Annotated in this window: 19 protein-coding genes; 6 read left to right on the top strand and 13 right to left on the bottom strand. The window is 64.7% G+C overall.

Annotated features, from left to right (window positions below; translation table 11 throughout):
- The first annotated feature begins 145 nt into the window (after window positions 1–145).
- The 3 genes from BBA01S_RS27445 to BBA01S_RS27435 all read left to right on the top strand — a co-directional run bounded on the left by BBA01S_RS27445 (window position 146) and on the right by BBA01S_RS27435 (window position 3,673).
- Entirely contained in the window at window positions 146–877 is a 732-nt protein-coding gene (locus BBA01S_RS27445) for a DsbC family protein (RefSeq protein ID WP_027819248.1), read from the top strand.
- Window positions 878–1,061: 184 nt separating this feature from the next.
- Window positions 1,062–2,852, top strand: a complete 1,791-nt coding sequence (locus BBA01S_RS27440; RefSeq protein ID WP_027819247.1) for a M61 family metallopeptidase — start codon at window positions 1,062–1,064, stop codon at window positions 2,850–2,852.
- 224 nt (window positions 2,853–3,076) lie between these two features.
- Entirely contained in the window at window positions 3,077–3,673 is a 597-nt protein-coding gene (locus tag BBA01S_RS27435) for an FMN-dependent NADH-azoreductase (RefSeq protein WP_027819246.1), read from the top strand.
- Between the two features lie 139 nt (window positions 3,674–3,812).
- On the opposite strand, the gene BBA01S_RS27430 is transcribed toward BBA01S_RS27435, so the two are convergent.
- The 8 genes from BBA01S_RS27430 to rpe all read right to left on the bottom strand — a co-directional run bounded on the left by BBA01S_RS27430 (window position 3,813) and on the right by rpe (window position 11,471).
- Window positions 3,813–4,784 (bottom strand): uracil-DNA glycosylase, encoded by a 972-nt coding sequence (locus tag BBA01S_RS27430; protein WP_027819245.1) that lies wholly within the window; start codon window positions 4,782–4,784, stop codon window positions 3,813–3,815.
- A gap of 184 nt (window positions 4,785–4,968) precedes the next feature.
- A complete protein-coding gene (locus BBA01S_RS27425) occupies window positions 4,969–5,595 on the bottom strand; it encodes a CYTH domain-containing protein (RefSeq protein WP_027819244.1) in 627 nt (208 codons plus the stop codon).
- A 21-nt stretch (window positions 5,596–5,616) separates the two neighbouring features.
- On the bottom strand, window positions 5,617–6,402 hold the full coding sequence (gene trpC, locus BBA01S_RS27420; RefSeq protein WP_027819243.1) for an indole-3-glycerol phosphate synthase TrpC: 786 nt from the start codon (window positions 6,400–6,402) through the stop codon (window positions 5,617–5,619).
- 37 nt (window positions 6,403–6,439) lie between these two features.
- Window positions 6,440–7,468 carry an anthranilate phosphoribosyltransferase gene (gene trpD / locus BBA01S_RS27415; protein ID WP_027819242.1) on the bottom strand — a complete coding sequence of 343 codons (1,029 nt, stop codon included), beginning with the start codon at window positions 7,466–7,468 and terminating at the stop codon, window positions 6,440–6,442.
- A gap of 25 nt (window positions 7,469–7,493) precedes the next feature.
- Complete coding sequence (locus tag BBA01S_RS27410) at window positions 7,494–8,069, bottom strand: anthranilate synthase component II (protein WP_027819241.1); 576 nt, start codon at window positions 8,067–8,069, stop codon at window positions 7,494–7,496.
- Window positions 8,070–8,087: 18 nt separating this feature from the next.
- Entirely contained in the window at window positions 8,088–9,581 is a 1,494-nt protein-coding gene (gene trpE / locus BBA01S_RS27405; RefSeq protein WP_027819240.1) for an anthranilate synthase component I, read from the bottom strand.
- 490 nt (window positions 9,582–10,071) lie between these two features.
- The gene (locus BBA01S_RS27400) at window positions 10,072–10,779 is read right to left on the bottom strand and encodes a phosphoglycolate phosphatase (RefSeq protein WP_027819239.1); all 708 of its coding nucleotides are present in this window, start codon (window positions 10,777–10,779) and stop codon (window positions 10,072–10,074) included.
- Entirely contained in the window at window positions 10,776–11,471 is a 696-nt protein-coding gene (gene rpe, locus BBA01S_RS27395) for a ribulose-phosphate 3-epimerase (protein ID WP_027819238.1), read from the bottom strand. Before rpe ends, BBA01S_RS27400 begins: the two co-directional genes overlap by 4 nt.
- Before the next feature lie 334 nt (window positions 11,472–11,805).
- On the opposite strand from rpe, the gene apaG reads away from it, so the two are divergent.
- A complete protein-coding gene (gene apaG, locus BBA01S_RS27390) occupies window positions 11,806–12,180 on the top strand; it encodes a Co2+/Mg2+ efflux protein ApaG (protein WP_027819237.1) in 375 nt (124 codons plus the stop codon).
- Between the two features lie 122 nt (window positions 12,181–12,302).
- Complete coding sequence (mltA, locus tag BBA01S_RS27380; RefSeq protein WP_084162579.1) at window positions 12,303–13,622, top strand: murein transglycosylase A; 1,320 nt, start codon at window positions 12,303–12,305, stop codon at window positions 13,620–13,622.
- Window positions 13,623–13,718: 96 nt separating this feature from the next.
- Here mltA and paaK read toward each other — a convergent pair whose 3' ends face one another.
- The 5 genes from paaK to paaN form a co-directional block, all read right to left on the bottom strand.
- The gene (gene paaK, locus BBA01S_RS27375; protein WP_027819234.1) at window positions 13,719–15,017 is read right to left on the bottom strand and encodes a phenylacetate--CoA ligase PaaK; all 1,299 of its coding nucleotides are present in this window, start codon (window positions 15,015–15,017) and stop codon (window positions 13,719–13,721) included.
- Window positions 15,018–15,080: 63 nt separating this feature from the next.
- Complete coding sequence (gene paaI, locus BBA01S_RS27370; protein WP_027819233.1) at window positions 15,081–15,548, bottom strand: hydroxyphenylacetyl-CoA thioesterase PaaI; 468 nt, start codon at window positions 15,546–15,548, stop codon at window positions 15,081–15,083.
- Between the two features lies 1 nt (window position 15,549).
- Window positions 15,550–16,341, bottom strand: coding sequence for a 2-(1,2-epoxy-1,2-dihydrophenyl)acetyl-CoA isomerase PaaG (gene paaG, locus BBA01S_RS27365; protein WP_027819232.1), 792 nt, complete (start codon window positions 16,339–16,341; stop codon window positions 15,550–15,552).
- A 67-nt stretch (window positions 16,342–16,408) separates the two neighbouring features.
- Window positions 16,409–17,611: a 3-oxoadipyl-CoA thiolase gene (pcaF, locus tag BBA01S_RS27360; RefSeq protein ID WP_027819231.1), complete on the bottom strand. Its 1,203-nt coding sequence runs from the start codon at window positions 17,609–17,611 to the stop codon at window positions 16,409–16,411.
- A gap of 97 nt (window positions 17,612–17,708) precedes the next feature.
- On the bottom strand, window positions 17,709–19,409 hold the full coding sequence (gene paaN / locus BBA01S_RS27355; RefSeq protein WP_027819230.1) for a phenylacetic acid degradation protein PaaN: 1,701 nt from the start codon (window positions 19,407–19,409) through the stop codon (window positions 17,709–17,711).
- Window positions 19,410–19,548: 139 nt separating this feature from the next.
- Here paaN and BBA01S_RS27350 point away from each other — a divergent pair, with 139 nt between their 5' ends.
- Complete coding sequence (locus BBA01S_RS27350) at window positions 19,549–20,325, top strand: enoyl-CoA hydratase (RefSeq protein WP_027819229.1); 777 nt, start codon at window positions 19,549–19,551, stop codon at window positions 20,323–20,325.
- Window positions 20,326–20,370: the final 45 nt, after the last annotated feature.

The raw sequence follows: 20,370 nt of genomic DNA, 5'->3' as shown, positions 1-20,370 counted from the left end.
CGTTGCTGCACGCCCCAAGCGGCTTAGAATGACGGATCGGGGATGGTCGGCGCGGTGCCTGGCCGATTCGATCCGCACCCGAATTTCACCTGGAACGTGTCGCGCGCCGTGCGTGCGCCGCGCTCCCGAATCAGGAAAGCATTCCATGCAAAAGCGTATCCGCATTGCCGCGCTGGTCGTCGCGGCGGCCGCCTCGGTGCTCGGCTGCTCGGCGCAGGCCGACCAGACCACCGACAAGATCAAGGCTGCGCTGCAGCAGCGTCTGGGCGTCGACGCCGGCGACATCAAGGGCATCCAGAAGGCGCCCGTCGCCGGTCTGTACGAGGTGAACCTCGGCACGCAGATCATCTATAGCGACGTCAACGGCGACTACGTGATGACGGGCGACCTCGTCGATACCAAGGCGCACCGCAACCTCACCGAAGCGCGCCTGGCCGAACTCAACAAGATCGACTTCGCCAAGCTGCCGTTCGAGAACGCAGTGAAAGTGGTGAAGGGCAATGGCAAGCGCACGATCGCGGTGTTCTCCGACCCGAACTGCCCGTACTGCCATCAGCTCGAATCGACGCTCAAGTCGATCGACAACGTGACGGTCTACACCTTCCTGTACCCGGTGCTCTCTGACGATTCGACGGCCAAGGCCAAGTCGATCTGGTGCTCGACCGACCGCGCGCAGGCGTGGGAATCGTGGATGGTGGATCGCAAGAAACCTACCGCCGCCGGCACCTGCAACACGGCCGCGATCGACAGCAACCTGAAGCTGGGCGCAAAGATGAACGTGACCGGCACGCCCACGGTGATTCTGGCCGATGGCCGCCGCCTGCCGGGCGCGGTCAGCGCCGACCGGCTCGAAAGCGAGCTGAGCGCCGCGCACTGACGCCAAGCCCGAATCCGCCGGCCGCCTTCGCGGCCGGTACTTTTTTGTCTGCCGGATTTTTGTCCCGAATTTTGCCTTCCTACGATCGCAGACGCGCGCCACGAGCGCCGCGCCCTGCGAGCGCTGGGCCTAACGCTTACCGAGTCGCTCCCGCGAATCGTCACTCCGTCACCCCATCCAGCCGATGAAGCCGATCCGATACACCATCGTCCCGAAGAACCCCGCCGCGCATCTGTTCGAGGTGACGCTCACCATCGAAGATCCCGCGCAGGACGGCCAGCGCTTCATGCTGCCCGTGTGGATTCCGGGCAGCTACATGGTGCGCGAATTCGCGCGCAACATCGTCACGCTGCGCGCGGTCAACGAAGCGGGCCGCAAGGTGCGCATCACCAAGACCGACAAGCATTCGTGGCAGGCCGCGCCGGTGAAGGGCGCGCTCACGCTGCGCTACGAGGTCTACGCGTGGGACTTGTCGGTGCGCGCTGCGCATCTGGACGACACGGGCGGTTTCTTCAACGGCACGAGCGTGTTCCTCGCGGCGCTCGGCCATGAGGATGCGCAGCATATCGTCGATATCCAGCGCCCGGACGGTCACGCGTTCCGCCACTGGCGCGTGGCCACCGCGCTGCCGGAAGCGCGCGGCACCAAGCGTTACGGCTTCGGCGATTACGCGGCGGCGAACTATGACGAGCTGATCGATCATCCGGTGACGCTCGGCGAATTCACGCTTGCCAATTTCAAGGCGCATGGCGTGCCGCACGACATCGTGATCGCGGGCCGCGTGGCGGCGCTCGACACGGAACGTCTCGCGAAAGACCTGCAAAAAATCTGCGAAGCGCAGATTGCGCTGTTCGAGCCGCGCACCAAACGCGCGCCGATGGAGCGCTACGTGTTCATGACCCAGGCGGTCAGCGACGGTTACGGCGGCCTGGAACATCGCGCGTCCACCGCGCTGATCTGCAACCGCACCGACCTGCCCGTGAAGGGCAAGCCCGAGACGACGGAGGGCTACCGTACGTACCTCGGCCTGTGCAGCCACGAGTATTTCCATACGTGGAACGTCAAGCGCATCAAGCCAGCCGCGTTCGTGCCGTACGACCTGGCGAGCGAGGACTACACCTCGCTGCTGTGGCTGTTCGAAGGCTTCACGTCCTACTACGACGACCTGATGCTGCTGCGCAGCGGCCTGATTTCCGTCGATGACTACTTCGGCCTGGTCGGCAAGACGATTGCAGGCGTGCTGCGTGGCGCGGGGCGTCTGAAGCAGAGCGTCGCGGAAAGCTCGTTCGACGCGTGGGTCAAGTACTACCGCCAGGACGAGAACGCGGCCAACGCCATCGTCAGCTACTACACGAAGGGCTCGCTCGTCGCGCTCGCGTTCGACCTGACGATCCGCACCGAAACGAATGGGCGCAAGTCGCTCGACGATGTGATGCGTCTGCTGTGGCAGCGCTACGGCCGCGACTTCTATCGCGGCAAGCCGGTGGGCGTGGGCGAGGAGGACGTCGAAGCGCTGATCGCCGAAGCCACCGGCGTGGAGCTGGGCGCCTTGTTCGCCGATGCCGTGCGCGGCACGCGTGACCTGCCGCTGGCGACGCTGCTGGAGCCGTTCGGCGTGAAGCTCGAAGGCGAGCCGGAGCGCGGCGCGAAGCCGTCGCTGGGCGCGCGTCTGCGTGGCGGCGCCGAAGCGGCGCTGGCGGTCGTGTACGAAGGCGGCGCGGCGCAGAAGGCCGGGCTGTCGGCAGGCGACGTGCTGATTGCGCTCGACGGCCTGCGCGTGACGGGCGGCAATCTCGACGCGCTGCTCTCGCGTTATCAGCCGGGCGCAAAGGTGGAGATCCACGCGTTCCGTCGCGACGAACTGCGCATCGCGCGCCTGACGCTCGACGCGCCCGATATCGCGCGCTACAAGCTCAGCGTCACCGACAAGCGTCCCGCGTCACGCGCGCTGCGCGATCGCTGGCTGGCGGCTTGAGCGTCGCTCGTACTAGAGGCTGAGGGCAGGCAAGCGCTTTCCTCAGCTTTTTACCCGCACATTGAAAGCGGCGAGGCCCATCCGGCCCCGCCGCTTTTTTTCGTCCCGATTGTTCTATCGTTGCAACAATCCGTCATCGGCGGGCTACTTTTTCGGCGCGCAGCAAAAAAACACAATGGCTTCACTCGCGCAACGTTGCGCACACCGACCCCGAAGGAGTGACCATGACCACGATCCTGCAAATCAATTCCGCCGCCCGCTCGCAAGGCGCCCAATCGACGCTGCTCGTCAACGAATTGACGGCCAAGCTGCAACAATCGAATCCGGGCGCGCAAGTCGTTACGCGCAACCTGCAAGCCGATCCGCTGCCGCACCTGGACGACAGCGTCCTCGGCGCGTTCTTCACGCCGGCTGACCAGCGCACGCCGGAGCAGCAGGCCATCGCCGCACGCAGCGAAGCCCTGATCGCCGAACTGCAAGCCGCTGACATCGTCGTGATCGGCGCTCCGCTGTACAACTTCGGCATCTCGTCGCAACTGAAGACGTACTTCGACTGGATCGCCCGCGCCGGCATCACGTTCCAGTACACGGCAAACGGCCCCGAGGGCCTCGTGAAGGGCAAGAAGGTGTTCGTCGTTTCGGCTCGCGGCGGCAAGTATCAAGGCACGGCGCACGACAGCCAGACGCCGTACCTGACGTCGTTCCTGGGCTTCCTGGGCATGACCGATGTGAACTTCATCTACGCCGAAGGCCTGAACATGGGCGCCGACGCAGCCAGCGCAGCGCTCGCCAGCGCGCGCGAAGCAATCGCCGCAGCCTGAGTCGTACCTGGGTTACCATGCCGCGCTTCGTTGCGCGGCATGGCGAGCTGCAAAAGAAAAACGCCACGAAAGCGATTTCGTGGCGTTTTTTTTATTCTGCGCTTGAAGCCTGGGTTCTTAGCGTCGAAACGTCAGTTCGTCAGGCAAGCACTTCGCCGACTTCCGGCAAGCGCCAGTCGATCGGCTGGCGGCCATGCGCCTCCAGGTATTCGTTCGCCTGCACGAAATGTCCGCAGCCCAGAAAGCCGCGATGCGCCGACAGCGGCGACGGATGCGGCGCTTCCAGCACGCCATGTTCACCATTGCCGAGCAGCGCGCGCTTGTTCTGCGCGTGCGCGCCCCAGAGCATGAACACCAGATGCTGGTGACGCGTGGCGAGTTCGTGGATCAGCGTATCGGTGCAACGCTCCCAGCCGCGCTTCGCGTGGCTCGCGGCGTTCGCGCGCTCGACGGTCAGCACGGTGTTGAGCAGCAGCACGCCCTGACGCGCCCAGGCGTCGAGACAACCGTGCGCGGGCGCTTCGATACCGAGGCTCGCCGCGATTTCCTTGAACATGTTGCGCAGCGAGGGCGGCGGACGCACGCCCGGCGGCACCGAAAACGCGAGGCCATGCGCCTGCGGCGTGCCGCGATCGTCGCCGTGATAAGGATCCTGGCCAAGGATCACCACCTTGACGTCGTCGGGCGAGGTGAGGCGCAGCGCGCGGAACACATCGGCGGGATAGACGGTCTTGCCCGCCGCGCGTTCGGCATCGACGAACTGGCAGAGCGGCGCAAACGCATCGCTTGCGATAAACGGTTCGAGCAAATCGCGCCACGCGGTGGGCAGGGCGGCGAACTGGTCTTCGAGGCGCGCGGGTGCGGCGGCGGTCTGGGTCATGGCTTGGGCGGGTGCGGGTGCGTCGTCTGTCGTAGCGGTCGCCACGGCCGAGTCGACGGCAGGCAGCGGAAACTCGTCATCCTCGAAAAGCGAAAAAATCGTGATCTGGCGCGGATCGACTTCAGGTACGGACGGATCGTCCAGGGTGGCCTGCGCGGTATCGGGCAAAGCGTCCTCGAAGAGCGAGGCTTGCACCGGCGTCGCAGCGTGCGTGCGTTTCGTGGATGTCATGGGCCGGAAGTGTCGCAGTAAACGCGCGGCGGTTCAATGCGGCGGGCGCTTCGGCGCGTATATTGCAACTTCATGTTGCAACTAACAGCGAGGTCAGCGAGAGAAAAAACGGCGCGAAGTTGATCGCGCCGTTGTCAGTGGTTTCGGCCTTTTGTTTCGACCTTGTGTTTCGACCTTTCAGCTTTCAGCCTTCGCGCAGCCTGTAACCGCGCTGCGCCTTGCTGATGTCGTCGGGCGCGAGGCCCGGCAGCGCTTTGGCGAGTTCGTCGGCGAGCGTGTGCAGCGCCGCTTCGTCGCCGTCTTTCAATTCGAGCTCGATTTCGCAGATCGGCGCGCGGCGCGCTTCGCCGTTCACGTCCGCGCTGACTTCGCCCTGATCGACGGCGGCTTCGACCTGCGTGCCCGCGACCGTCAACGTCCACAGCGTGCGCGTGAAGTCGGTGCGAAAGAGCGGAATCAGGTTCGCGGCCGCTGCGGAAAGCGCCGTCGATACACCCGCTTCATCGCATTCGTGCAGCAGCTTGTCGACTTCCAGCGCCTCGCCCGCAACCGGCATTTCCCACTCGTGGCGCGCGTGCAGACCGTTTTGCGCCACGCCCACGGTCTTGAACGTCTGGAGCCAGCCCTGCGGCGCGCGGCGCAGGCGCAGCGCGCTCTTCGCCCGCGCGAGCGCAAGCTCGGGCGTGTCGAAGTAGATGTTCTCCAGCCGGATGGCGTGGCCTTCTGCGCCCGTGCGGGTCGCAAAGAAGCGCAGCGCGGCGTCCACCTGATCCTGCGGCAGCGCGAGCTTGATTTCGCGTTCGATACCCATGACTGCGTGTTCCCGTGACGCTCAGAAGAACATGCGCGCGAGTTCCGCGCCCGGCTCGTCGGCGCGCATGAACGCCTCGCCGACCAGGAACGTGTGCACGGCCAGCTCGCGCATCTTCTCGACATCGGCGCGCGAAAGAATGCCCGATTCCGTCACGACGATGCGGTCTTCGGGCACGTCGTCCAGCATGCCGATGGTGGTTTGCAGCGTGGTCTCGAAGGTGCGCAGATTGCGGTTGTTGATGCCGATCAGCGGCGTCTTCAAGGTGAGCGCGTGCGTGAGTTCTTCGCGGTCGTGCACTTCGACCAGTACAGCGAGACCGAGCGAATGCGCGAGCGCTTCGAGGTCGCGCATCTGCGACGGTTCGAGCGCGGCGGCGATCAGCAGGATCGCATCGGCGCCCATCGCGCGGGCTTCGACGACCTGGTACGGATCGACGATGAAGTCCTTGCGGATCACCGGCAGGTTGCACGCCGCGCGCGCGGCTTCCAGGTAGGCGACGCTGCCCTGGAAGAACTGCACGTCGGTGAGCACGGACAGGCACGCCGCGCCGCCTTCGGCATACGAGCGCGCGATTTCGGCGGGATTGAAGTTCTCGCGCAGCACGCCCTTCGACGGGCTCGCCTTCTTGACTTCGGCGATCACGGCCGCCTGGCCGTTCGCGTGCTTTGCGCGGATCGCGCCGACGAAGTCGCGCAGGTCGCGCGTGCTCGCCGCGAGGCGCAGTTCTTCGAGCGGGGCGCTCTGCTCGGCGGCGCGCACTTCTTCGCGCTTCACCGCAATGATCTTTTCGAGGATGTCGCTCATGATGGTCTACAAAAAACGGTGCTGGATCAGCGGGGTTTTAGCGCTTGAATTGCTGCGTGAAGCGTACCAGTTCGTCGACTTTGGCGCGTGCGCGGCCGCTGGCGAGGGTCTCGCGCGCAAGCGCGATGCCGTCGGCGATCGAGTCGACGACGTTGGCCGAATAAAGCGCCGTGCCTGAATTGAGCGCGACGATTTCGCGCGCGGTGCCCGCTTCGTTCGAGAGCGCGCCAAGCAGCATCGCCTTCGACTCCTCGGCGTTCTCGACCTTGAGCGAGCGGTTCGACACCATCTGCAGGCCAAAGTCTTCCGGATGGATCTCGTACTCGCGAATCTCGCCGTCCTTCAGCTCGCCGACGAGCGTTGCCGCGCCCAGCGAGACCTCGTCCATGCCGTCCTTGCCGTACACGACGAGCACGTGCTTCGCGCCGAGGCGCTGCATCACGCGCACCTGGATGCCGACGAGGTCGGGGTGGAACACGCCCATCAGCTGATTGGGCGCGCCGGCCGGATTCGTGAGCGGGCCGAGGATGTTGAAGATCGTGCGCACGCCCAGTTCGCGGCGCACGGCGGCGATGTTCTTCATCGCCGGGTGATGGTTGGGCGCGAACATGAAGCCCATGCCGGTTTCGGCGATCGACGCGGCGACCTGATCCGGTTGGAGGTCGATGTTCACGCCGAGCGCGTCGAGCACGTCCGCGCTGCCCGACTTGCTGGAGACGCCGCGATTGCCGTGCTTGGCGACCTTCGCGCCCGCCGCCGCGACGACGAACATCGACGCCGTGGAGATGTTGAAGGTGTGCGAACCGTCGCCGCCGGTGCCGACGATGTCGATGAAGTTCGAGTTGTCCTTCACCTCGACGTGATTCGCGAACTCACGCATCACGGTCGCGGCCGCCGCGATCTCGCCGATGGTTTCCTTCTTCACGCGCAGGCCGGTGATGATGGCCGCCGACAGCACCGGCGAAAGCTCGCCGCGCATGATCATGCGCATGAGATGCAGCATCTCGTCGTGGAAGATTTCGCGGTGCTCGATCGTGCGTTGCAGCGCTTCCTGGGGGGTAATCATGTTCTGGCCTCCGGCTTGAGCTGCTTTACGCGCGCTTGGTCTGCTTCAGGAAATTCTCGAACAGGGCGTGGCCGTGCTCCGAGAGAATCGATTCCGGATGGAACTGCACGCCTTCGACCGCAAGCGTCTTGTGGCGCACGCCCATGATTTCGCCGTCTTCCGTCCATGCGGACACTTCGAGGCAATCGGGCAGCGATTCGCGCTCGATCGCGAGCGAGTGATAGCGCGTGATGTTGAAATGCTTCGGCAGGTCGGCGAACACGCCTTTGCAGTCGGTCTCGATCTGGCTCACCTTGCCGTGCATGATGGTCTTGGCGCGCACGACGCGCCCGCCAAATGCTTCGCCGATGGCCTGATGGCCGAGGCACACGCCCAGAATCGGCGTCTTGCCCGCAAATTCGCGCAGCACGTCGAGCGTGATGCCCGCGTTCTGCGGGTTGCTTGGGCCCGGCGACAGGCAGATGCGCTCGGGATTGAGCGCCTTGATTTCGTCGATGGTGATTTCGTCGTTACGGTGCGTGCGGACGTCTTCGCCGAGTTCGCCGAAGTACTGGACGATGTTGTAGGTAAACGAATCGTAGTTGTCGATCATGAGCAACATGGTCTATCTCCGCTCAAATCAAAAGTCGCTGTCGAGGCCGTCCTGCACCTGCTCGGCGGCGCGCAGCACAGCGCGCGCCTTGTTTTCGGTTTCTTGCCATTCCGACTCGGGCACCGAATCCGCTACGACACCCGCGGCGGCCTGCACGTACAGATTGCCGTTGTGGATGACGCCGGTGCGGATCGTGATGGCCAGATCCATCTCGCCGTTGAACGAGAGGTAGCCGACCGCGCCGCCGTACAGGCCGCGCTTCACCGGTTCGAGCTCGTCGATCAGTTCCATCGCGCGCACTTTCGGCGCACCCGAGAGCGTGCCCGCCGGAAAGGTCGCGCGCAGCACGTCATAGTTGGTCATGCCGGCCTTGAGCTTGCCTTCGACCGAACTCACGATGTGCTGCACGTGCGAGTACTTTTCGATGACCATTTTGTCGGTCACCGTCACCGAACCGATTTCGGCGATGCGGCCCACGTCGTTGCGCGCGAGGTCGATCAGCATGACGTGCTCGGCGATTTCCTTCGGATCGTTGAGCAGCTCGGTCGCGAGTTCGGCGTCGCGCTCGGGCGTGTTGCCGCGCGGGCGCGTGCCGGCGAGCGGACGGATCGTCACGATGCGGTCTTCGCCGCGCTGCTCCTGGCGCACCAGAATCTCCGGCGACGCGCCCACCACGTGGAAGTCGCCGAAGTTGTAGTAGTACATGTACGGCGACGGATTGAGCGAGCGCAGTGCGCGATAAAGCGAGAGCGGATTGTCGCGATACGGCTTGGTCAGGCGCTGGCCGACCTGCACCTGCATCAGCTCGCCCGCGGCGATGTATTCCTTCGCCTTGCGCACGGCCGCGAGGTAATCGTCCTTCTTGAATTCGCGATAGGTCTCGGTGCGCACGCTCGCCGAGGTGACCGGCGGCTGCACCGTTGCGCGCAGGCGCTGCTTGAGTTCGCGCAGGCGATGCTTCGCCTTGGTGTAGGCCTCTGGCGTTTGCGGATCGGCGTAGACGATCAGGTAGAGCTTGCCCGCGAGATTGTCGATCACGGCGACTTCTTCGCTGAGCAGCAACTGGATATCGGGCAGGCCGAGATCGTCGGGCGGGCAGGTGCTCGCGAGCTTTTTCTCGATATAGCGCACCGCGTCGTAGCCGAAGTAACCGGCCAGGCCGCCGCAGAAACGCGGCAGGCCCGGACGCTGCGCGACCTTGAAGCGCGCCTGGTACTGGGCGATGAATTCGAGCGGATCGCCGTCGTGCGTCTCGATCACCTGGCCGTCGCGCACGACTTCCGAGACGCCGTTTTTCACGCGAATCAGCGAGCGTGCGGGCAAGCCGATGAACGAGTAGCGCCCAAAGCGCTCGCCGCCCACGACGGATTCCAGCAGGAAGGAGTTGGCGCCGCCGCGCTCGGGTTGCGCGAGCTTCAGGTACAGCGAAAGCGGCGTTTCGAGATCGGCGAGGGCTTCGGCGATCAGCGGGATGCGGTTGTAACCCTCGTTGGCGAGGGACTGAAATTCGAGTTCGGTCATGTTCCGATCCTGTGCGTGCTGCCGTTCGCGACGTCGGGTGCGGGCCCTGTGCGGCTCAAAAAGGGGCGCGGCGTGTGCGCGATGGCGTCTGTTTTGAGTGCTTGAGTACGCTGGCGCTCGCTCGTGCGGCCCGCTGTCGTGCAAAGGCGCAAACCTGTGCCGGGCCGGTGTGCGGAGAATCGGCAGCAGGTGCGTGACGTAGGCGCTGGCGGCCCGGCATGCGCGGGATCGGCATGCAAGGACGGCGAAAGCCCACGGCAAAACCAGCCGACGGGTAACCGCAACAGTTTAGAGACGAGAGAGACGAAACACGCGCAAGCGCGCAGCGAAGTAAAAAACGGAGCTGAAGAGGAGCTTGCGCGCGACTTCAGCGAACCTCGAGTGAGGTTAGCGCGACCAGCGACGCCAGGGCCAGGCTCCCCGGTCGATGCTGCTCAGACTCCGTTTTTTATTCAGAAACATGAGGATAAGGTGACGGTAAGTACAGAACTTAGGTCAGAAGATTGTGTGCTGCGATGGCTTTGGCGCCTTCGAGCAGCGTGGCAACTATACCATCCGACTCAATTTTTTGTACAGGCTGGCCATGATTGTAGCCATAGGGCACCGTGAGGGTCGCCATGCCCGCCGCGCGGCCCGCGAGCGCGTCGTTCTCCGAATCGCCAATGGCCACCGCCGCCTGCGGCTGCACCCCCAGGCGCTCGCACGCCGTGAGCATGGGCAGCGGATCGGGCTTCTTCTTCGGCAGGCTGTCGCCGCCCAGCACGGCCTCGAAGTAGCGCGCGAGGCCGTATTGCTGCAACAGCTCGACGGCGAAGCGGTGCGGCTTGTTGGTCACGCAGGCAAGGCGAATGCCCTGGTCGCGCAGCGCGGAAAGCCCGGCTTCCACATCGGGATACAGATGCGTGTGGCGGCCGTTGATCTTCGCGTACTCGTCCTGGTAGAGCGCGAGCGCTTCGTCGAAGCGCGCCTGGGCGTCGTCCTGCGCAAAGCGCGGCGCGAGCACGCTCTTGATCAAATGTTCCGAACCCTTGCCGACATAGCCCATGACCTCTTCGCGCGTCGTTTCCTCGGCGTCGAACTGGGCGAGCATGCCGTTCAGGCCCGCCGCGAAATCGTCGGCGGTGTCGACCATGGTGCCGTCGAGGTCGATCAGCGCCGCTTCGATGCGCGGCGCCGTGAACTTGACGGTGGCGCTCATGCTGCGCCCGCGCCCTTGACCGTGGCGAGCTGCGCGCGCATCTGGTCGATCACGGCCTTGTAGTCCGGCTTGCCGAACACGGCCGAGCCGGCGACGAAGGTATCCGCGCCTGCTGCGGCGATTTCGGCGATGTTGTCGATCTTCACGCCGCCATCGACTTCGAGGTGAATTTCGCGGCCCGTGCGTGCGGTGTAGGCGTCGATCTTCGCGCGCGCTTCACGCAGCTTGTTGAGCGCCTCGGGAATGAAGGACTGGCCGCCAAAACCCGGGTTCACCGACATGATCAGCACGAGGTCGACCTTGTCCATCACGTGGTCGAGGTAGTTCAGCGACGTGGCCGGGTTGAACACGAGACCGGCCTTGCAGCCGTGGTCGCGGATCAGCGACAGCGTGCGGTCGATGTGATCCGAGCCTTCCGGGTGGAAGCTGATGAGATTCGCGCCGGCCTTGGCGAAATCGGGCACGATGCGATCGACCGGGCGCACCATCAGATGCACGTCGATGGGCACGTCCACGTGCGGGCGGATCGCCTCGCACACGAGCGGGCCGATGGTGAGATTCGGCACGTAATGGTTGTCCATCACGTCGAAGTGGATCCAGTCGGCGCCGGCGGCGACAACGTTACGGACTTCCTCGCCCAGCCGTGCGAAGTCGGCCGAGAGGATGCTGGGAGCGATGCGGAATTGCGTCATGGCGGCAATCGGAAAGACAGACGGGAAAATCGTATTTTACCGTCAGCGCGGGGGCGGGCTGCGCCCTCGTGGGCGGTTTTGCGGCAACGTTGGCCATTCGGCCAGGACGCAGTCCGACCTGTGCACCGCGCTGGTGCGGCGCCGTCGTGCGCGCGTCGCGGCGAGATCGCGCGAGAGCCGCGCCGGTGGCGGCTGTGCGGGCCCGGCCTCGTTAGGGATTGCGGGTTGCGGGGGGCGGGCGCATCAAGCAGAATGCCATTCCATGTCCCCCGCATGACGGGCGGCCCGCTTAACCAGGTTTGACCGGCCGCGAGGCCCGGCATATGGAACAAGGATGAGTCAGTACGAATTCAGCGTGACCGCGCAGGTCCGCTACCTGCCCGAAGAATCGGATCCGGAGCGCCGCCAGTATGCGTTCGCCTACACGTTGACGATTCGCAACACGGGGCAGGTGAGCGCGCAACTCATCGCGCGCCACTGGGTCATCACTGACAGCGAAGATCACGTGCAGGAAGTGAAGGGCCTGGGCGTAGTAGGCCATCAACCGCTGCTCAAACCCGGCGAGCAGTTTGAGTACACCAGCTGGGCCGTGATCGCCACGCCCGTGGGCACCATGCGCGGCGAATACTTCTGCGTGGCCGAGGACGCCGAGCGTTTCGAGGCGCCCGTTCCCGAGTTCGTCCTGCGTATGCCGCGCACGCTTCACTGAACCGAAGCGTTGTCGCGCGCCTTCTTGTTCACCGTTTTGAACCGTTGCCCGAATTTGGGGTCTGCTAGTCACGCCGGTTGTGCGGGGCTCGCTTTTTCCTGCCCGACGCGGTCCACACAACGATGAAAATTAGCAGGAACAGCGCGATCAGCGCTTCCAGCCCAAACATGAGCATCGGGTATTCGTCGAGCAGATCAGACATGGCGGCTTCCATCGAAAACAACGCAGATTGTGCGCCAGAATTGGCGCGCGCTTCCGGCCTGATGTCGGAATTAACGGCGGCGCGTAGGTTGATGCGCCGGTTCATCGGAAATCGCGCGAACGTGCAGCTTGGCAGGCAGGTCGTCGGCTGGGTCGGCGCGGCAACGCTCGCGGCGCTGCTGGCCGCGTGCGGCGGCTCGAACTACGTGCGCACGGCCCCGCCCAAGGGCGCGCCCACGCTGCCCGGACAGATCGCCGCGGCGCGTCTCACGCCGGTCGCCTGGCAGCAGGTGCCGGGCTGGCAGGACGATTCGCTGATCGGCGCGACGGCCGCGCTGCGCGCCAACTGTACGCGGCTCGCGCGTGAAGTGCGCTGGCAGCGCGCCTGTGCGGCAGCCTCGCAACTCGACGATCTCGACGCCTCTGGCGCGCGCACGTTCTTCGAGACGTACTTCACGCCGTATCAGTTCGCCAATAACGACGGCACGCTCGACGGCCTCGTGACCGGCTACTACGAGCCGCTGCTGCACGGCTCGCGCACGCGCCACGGCATCTACCAGACGGCGCTGTATCGCTGGCCGTCCGGCTATCGCGCGGGCTCCGCGCTGCCGGCGCGCGCACAGCTCGAACGCGCGGGCATCCTCAACGGCAACGAACTCGTCTGGGTCGACGATCCCATCGAGGCGTTCTTTCTCCAGGTGCAGGGTTCGGGGCGCGTCGTCATGGAAGACGGCAGCGTGATGCGGGTGGGCTTCGGCGGCACGAATAACCAGCCGTACAAGTCGATTGGCCGCTGGCTGCTCGACCGCGGCGAACTCACGCCCGCGCAGGCGACCATGCAGGGCATCAAGGCGTGGGCGCGCGCGAACCCGACGCGCGTGGATGCGCTGCTCGACACCAATCCGCGTTTCGTGTTCTTCCGCGAAATGCCGTCTGCCGAAGGCTCGGCGCAAGGCGGCGCCGATGGCCCGATCGGCGCGCTGGGTGTGCCGCTTACGCCGGAGCGCTCGATCGCGGTCGATCCATCGTCGATCCCGCTCGGCACGCCGGTGTTCCTGACGACCACGCGCCCGCTGACGAACACGCCGCTCAACCGTCTCGTATTCGCGCAGGACACGGGCACGGCGATCAAGGGCGGCGTGCGCGCCGACTACTTCTGGGGACTCGGCGACGATGCGGGCGACCTTGCGGGGAAGATGAAGCAGGGTGGCCGCATGTGGCTGCTGTTCCCGAACTCCTGAGCGCATCTCACGTATCTCGCGACGCTCACGACGATGCAAAAAAGCCGGCGCAAGCCGGCTTTTTTGCATCGTCGTGAGCGGCACGTTCCGCTGAGCTTACTTCGGCCGCTTGTCGACCACGCGGCGAGCCTTGCCGACCGAGCGCTCGATACCGTTCACGTCGAGCACATTGATTTTCGCCGTCACGCCGATCAGCGCCTTGATGTCATAGGCGAGCGCCTTCGCCGCAGCGTCGAGCGCGCCGTAGTCGGGCGCCGTTTCCGGGCACGGTTCGCAGTTCAGCGTCATCACGTCCATCGGGCCTTCCTTGGTGAGGACGATCTGATAGTGCGGCGCGAGCGCGGGCTGCTTGAGCAGCAGCTCTTCGATTTGCGTCGGGAACACGTTCACGCCACGGATGATGAGCATGTCGTCGGAACGCCCCGTGATCTTTTCCATGCGACGCATCGTCCGTGCGGTGCCCGGCAGCAGGCGCGTCAGGTCGCGCGTGCGATAACGCACGATCGGCAGTGCCTCCTTCGTGAGCGACGTGAAGACGAGTTCGCCGAATTCGCCGTCAGGCAGCACTTCGCCGGTTTCCGGATCGATGATCTCCGGGTAGAAATGATCTTCCCAGATGGTCGGGCCGTCCTGGGTTTCGGCGCACTCGGACGCCACGCCCGGGCCCATGACTTCGGAAAGACCGTAGATGTCGACGGCCTTGATGCCCATGCGCTTTTCGATGGCCGTGCGCATGTCGTTCGTCCAAGGCTCCGCGCCGAAGATGCCGATGCGCAGTGACGTCGACGCTGGATCGATGCCCTGGCGCTCCATTTCATCGGCGATGGCGAGCATGTAGCTCGGCGTGACCATGATGATGTCGGGGCGGAAATCCTGGATCAGTTGCACCTGCTTCTCGGTCTGGCCGCCGCCGAACGGAATCACCGTCAGCCCCGCGCGCTCCGCGCCATAGTGTGCGCCGAGGCCGCCCGTGAACAGGCCGTAGCCGTAGCTGATATGCACCTTGTCGCCGCGCTGCGCGCCCGACGCGCGCACCGAACGCGCCACCAGGTTCGCCCATGTGTCGATGTCCTTCGCCGTGTAGCCGACCACGGTCGGCTTGCCGGTCGTGCCCGACGACGCATGAATACGCGAAATCTGCTCCTGCGGCACCGCGAACATCCCGAACGGATAGCTGTCGCGCAGGTCTTTCTTGGTCGTGAACGGAAAGCGCGCGAGATCGGCGAGCGTTTTCAGTTCGGACGGATGGACGCCTGCTTCGTCGAACTTGCGCCGGTACACCGGCGAATTCTCGTACGCGTGGTTGAGCGACCATTTCAGCCGTTCGAGCTGAAGCGCCGCGAGTTCATCGCGACTGGCGGTTTCGATGGGCTCGAGCGGCAGCGTGGTTGTCATGGATGTCTCCGGATGCTTTAAGAATGGTATGCGGGGCGAATCTGGCGCTTGCGCAAGGCTTGCTTATTCTTCGACGGGAATCACGGTGCCGCGGATCTGCGCCGATTTGCCCCGGAACATGGCCACGGTCTCGCCCGAGCGATTCGTCACCCGGATGTCGTAGATGCCGTTGCGTCCCGAGAGCACCTGTTCGATGGCTTCGGCGGTGAGTACGTCGTCGGGTTGAACCGGGCGCAGGAATTCGATGGAGCACCCCGACGCGACCGTGCTGACGTTGTACGAGTTGCAGGCGAAAGCAAAGGTCGAATCGGCGAGCGTGAAAATCATGCCGCCGTGGCAGATCTGGTGACCGTTGAGAAACTCGGGGCGCACGGCCATGGACAGGCGTGCGTAACCGGCGCGCACGTCGAGCAGTTTCATGCCGAGTGCGCGGCTGCAACCGTCCGCTTCGTACATGGACTGCGCGGTGGCGCGGGCGAGTTCGTCGGGCGACATGTCGGCGTGTGCGCGAAGCGAGGAAGACGTGGACATATCAGCGGCCCTCGAAGCGCGGTGCGCGCTTTTCGATGAAGGCTTGCACGCCTTCGGCGTAATCGTGCGAGTTGCCCAGTTCGCGCTGCAGATCGCGTTCGAGATCGAGCTGCTGGCCGAGCGTATTGGTTGCCGATGCGCGCAGCGCTTCGCGCGTAGCGACAATCGCGCGAGTGGGCTGCTTCGCCAGCTGCGCTGCGAGTGCGTTAGCCGTGGCAGCGAGTTCTGCGTCGTCGGTCACCTGCCAGACGAGCCCCCAGCTCTCGGCTTTTTCAGCGCTGAGTTTGTCGCCGGTCATCGCGAGGCCGAGTGCGCGCGCCATGCCCACGCGTTTCGGCAGGAACCAGGTGCCGCCCGAATCCGGCACCAGACCAATTTTCACGAACGCCTGAATGAAGCTTGCGGAGCGCGCGGCCACCACGAGATCGCAGGCGAGTGCGAGATTCGCGCCTGCACCGGCCGCCGTACCGTTGACGGCGGCGATCACGGGCATCGGCAGCGCTTGCAGGCGCTTGATGAGCGGATTGAAATGCGCGTCGATCAGGTCGCCGAGATCGGTCATCGCACCCGGCGTGAAATCGAGGTCGGCGAGATCCTGGCCCGCGCAGAAGCCCCGGCCCGCGCCGGTCAGCACGAGTGCGCGCGCACCGGCGTTTTCCACTTCGTCGAGCGCGTGGGCAAGTTCGCCGTGCATCGTGCGCGTGAAGCTGTTGAGCTTATCCGGGCGGTTCAGCGTGATCGTGGCCACGCGCGTGGAAGTGTCGATATCGACGCGGATCGTTTCAAAAGGCATTGCGTGTCTCCTGTCTCATCCGATGCAAGGCTGTCTGCGCAGACTCGCTCTTTAATGCGTTGCGTCGTTAGACGCGCTCGATTGCTAGCGCAATGCCCTGGCCGACGCCGATGCACATTGTGCAAAGCGCGTAGCGACCTTGCGTGCGTTCGAGTTGATGCAGCGCCGTGGTCACGAGCCGCGCGCCCGACGCGCCGAGAGGGTGACCCAGCGCAATCGCGCCGCCGTTTGGATTCACGCGTGCATCGTCGTCGGCGACGCCGAGCGCGCGTAGCACCGCAAGCCCTTGCGACGCGAAAGCCTCATTGAGCTCAATCACGTCGAACTGGTCGAGCGTCATGCCGAGTTGTTTGAGCAGCTTCTGCGTGGCGGGCGCGGGGCCGAAGCCCATGATGCGCGGCTCGACGCCGGCCGTTGCCATGCCGAGCACCCGCGCGCGGCGGCGCAGGCCGTACTGGCTGGCGGCCGCATCGCTTGCGAGCAGCAGCGCGCAAGCGCCGTCGTTCACGCCAGAGGCATTGCCAGCGGTCACGGTGCCATCCGGCTTCACCACACTTTTGAGCTTGCCGAGTGCTTCGAGCGACGTTTCACGCGGGTGCTCATCGAGCGTCACGCGCACGGGATCGCCCTTTTTCTGTGCGATTTCGACCGGCACGATTTCCTGCGCGAGCGTGCCGTCCCGTTGCGCGCGAGCGGCCTTCTGCTGGCTGCGCAGCGCGAACGCGTCCTGATCGGCGCGGCTGATGTTGAAATCGACGGCGACGTTTTCGGCGGTTTCCGGCATGGAATCGACGCCGTATTGCTGCTTCATCAGCTTGTTGACGAAACGCCAGCCGATGGTGGTGTCATAAATGGCAGATTCGCGCGAAAACGCCGACGCGGCTTTGCCCATGACGAACGGAGCGCGCGTCATGCTTTCGACGCCGCCGGCGATCATCAGATGCGCTTCGCCCGCCTTGATTGCGCGCGCGGCGCTGCCGACGGCGTCGAGGCCCGATCCGCACAGGCGGTTGAGCGTAGCGCCAGGCGCGTCTGCCGGCAGGCCGGCGAGCAACGCGGACATGCGTGCGACGTTACGGTTGTCCTCGCCGGCCTGGTTCGCGCAGCCGTAAAGAACGTCGTCGAGCGCGCGCCAGTCCACGTCGGGATTGCGCTCGATCAGCGCGCGAATCGGCACGGCGCCGAGGTCGTCGGCGCGCACGTCCTTGAGGGCGCCGCCGTAGCGGCCGAACGGAGTGCGAATCGCATCACAGATATAGGCTTCGGTCATCTCGGATTCCTGCGGCACGAGCGCGGAAATGCACTCGTGCCGGTCATGCTAGAGGGAAGGGGATTCGTGCGCCATTCGGCCAAACGGCATAGGCCGTTCAGCTGACTGCCGCCGGGGTCGCTTTCGGTTCAACATGAACGCGGCTCTGAACCACGCGGAAGCGGTTCGCCACGAAAGCGGCGTCAGCCAGCGCGGCATTGGCGGCGGGATTGGCGCCAGTACCGTGGAAATCCGAGAAAGCCGCCGACTGGTTAACGAACACGCCACCCGTCAGATTGATCGAGAGCGCCACGCCGCCAGTGATCGCGGCGTCGTGAGCGGCTTCGATCACATCGTCGCTCGTGCTGTAGACGGACAGCGTGAGCGCGCCGTGGTCGCGGGCGGTCGCGCCGGCCAGTTCGAGCGATTGCGCGGTCGAATCAGTGGCGATCACGAACGAGATCGGGCCGAACCATTCGCGCGTGAACGAGGCCGCGTCGCGTGCTGCGTCGAGCGAGAGCACGAGTGGGGTGCGCACGCGCGCAGCGGGGAATTGCGGGTGTTCGAGCGTCTGGCTGTCAGCAAGCACGGCGCCCAGCTTGCGGGCTTCGTCGATGCGGGCGGTGACGCCGTCGTTCTGGATTGCTCCGAGCACTTCCACGGCGCGGGCGGGATCGGCCACGAACTTCGTGACGGCACCGGCGATCGCCTGCGCGACGGCTTCGAAACTCATGTGGCCATCGGCGGTCTGGATGCCGTCGCGCGGTACATAGATGTTCTGGGGCGCGGTGCACATCTGGCCCGAGTAGAGCGAGAGCGAGAATGCGATGTTGCGTGCAGCCGCTTTCAGGTCAGCCACGGAATCAATCACGATCTGGTTCACGCCGGCTTTCTCGGTGTAGACCTGTGCCTGATGCGCGTGACGTTCGAGCCAGTCGCCGTTTTGGGTGCTGCCGGTGAAATCGATCAGCTTGATTTCGGGGCGCAGCGCGAGTTGCTGGACGAGTGCACCGTCGTTGGGATCGGTGGCCAGAAGCGTCACGACGTTCGGATCGAAACCGGCTTCACGCAGCACGTCACGTGCAATGCGTACGGTAATGGCGAGCGGCAGGATCGCGCCGGGGTGCGGCTTGACGATCACGGTGTTGCCTGTCGCGAGGTCGGCGAACAGGCCGGGATAACCGTTCCATGTCGGGAACGTGCAGCAGCCGAGCACGAGACCGGCGCCACGCGGCACGACGGTAAAGCGCTTTTGCATCGCAAGCGCTGGGTTTTTGCCTTGCGGCTTTTCCCAATGAGCGTCGGCGGGAATGCGGCGCAGCTGATCCCATGCGTAGGTGACGGCTTCCAGCGCGCGATCCTGCGCGTGCGGGCCGCCTGCCTGGAAGGCCATCATGAAGGCCTGGCCGGTCGTGTGCATCACGCTGAACGCAATTTCGAAGCTTGCGCGGTTCAGACGTTCGAGAATCTCCAGGCTCACGCCGACCCACGCTCGCGGGCCAGCTGCGCGCCAGTCGCGTTGTGCCTTCTGAGCGGCGTCGATCAATTGATCGGGCGTCGATTTCGGATAGCGTGCGCCAAGTGCAAAACCGAACGGCGACGCTTCGCTGCCGACGGCTTCGCCGGTGGACGGCTGGTCGAGTGCGAAGGTGCGGTCGAGATGCGCCTTGAAAGCGGCTTCACCGTCTGCGCTGGCGGTTTCCCCGTACACTTTGGGGCTCGGCATTTCGGCGAACGGGCTCCAGTAACCGCGCGTCTCGATGGCGGCCAACGCTTTCAGCAGCTGGCCTTCGTGCTTGGCGAACAACGGATGTGTCATGGCTCGACTTTGAATTGAGAGGTGAGTAGAGGCCCGCGCCAATTAATTGACCGACCGGTTGGTTGGCAAATGTTAGCATTAGTCAAAGTACGGCGTGAAAAATTTTTTTGGGGACTTTCTTTAGATGGACGGAGGACGTATGGGGTACGAAAACATCCTGGTTGAGACGCGCGGCAAAGTCGGCTTGATCACCTTGAATCGCCCGAAAGCGCTCAACGCGCTGAACGATGCGCTAATGGACGAACTGGGCGCGGCGCTGAAGGCGTTTGACGCGGACGAAGACATCGGCGCAATCGTCATCACGGGTAGCGAGAAGGCGTTCGCTGCGGGCGCCGACATTGGCATGATGGCGACCTACAGCTTCATGGATGTCTATAAGGGTGACTACATCACGCGTAACTGGGAGACGATCCGCTCGATCCGCAAGCCGATCATCGCGGCGGTCGCCGGCTTCGCGCTGGGCGGCGGCTGTGAATTGGCGATGATGTGCGACATGATTTTTGCGGCGGATACGGCAAAGTTCGGCCAGCCAGAGATCAAGCTGGGCGTTATTCCGGGGGCTGGCGGGACGCAGCGTCTGCCGCGCGCCGTGTCGAAGGCGAAGGCGATGGATCTGTGCCTGACGGCGCGCATGATGGATGCGGCGGAAGCGGAGCGCGCGGGGCTGGTGTCGCGCGTGATTCCGGCGGCGGATCTGCTCAACGACGCGATCGCCGCCGCGACGACGATCAGCGAATACTCGCTTCCGGCGGTCATGATGGCCAAGGAAGCGGTGAACCGCGCATATGAGACAACGCTCGCCGAAGGCGTCCACTTCGAGCGTCGCATGTTCCATTCGCTGTTCGCGACGGAAGACCAGAAGGAAGGCATGGCCGCGTTCGTCGAAAAGCGCAAGCCGGCGTTCAAGAACAAGTGATCGGTTGATGTGCTTGCCGGGGGCGGGCGGTTTTATTTCCCGCTA

It is taken from the genome of Paraburkholderia bannensis NBRC 103871, assembly GCF_000685015.1.
Taxonomy (GTDB): Bacteria; Pseudomonadota; Gammaproteobacteria; order Burkholderiales; family Burkholderiaceae; genus Paraburkholderia; species Paraburkholderia bannensis.
Note: the sequence above shows the minus strand (reverse complement) of the source record. Positions and strands in the feature narration are given on the sequence as shown.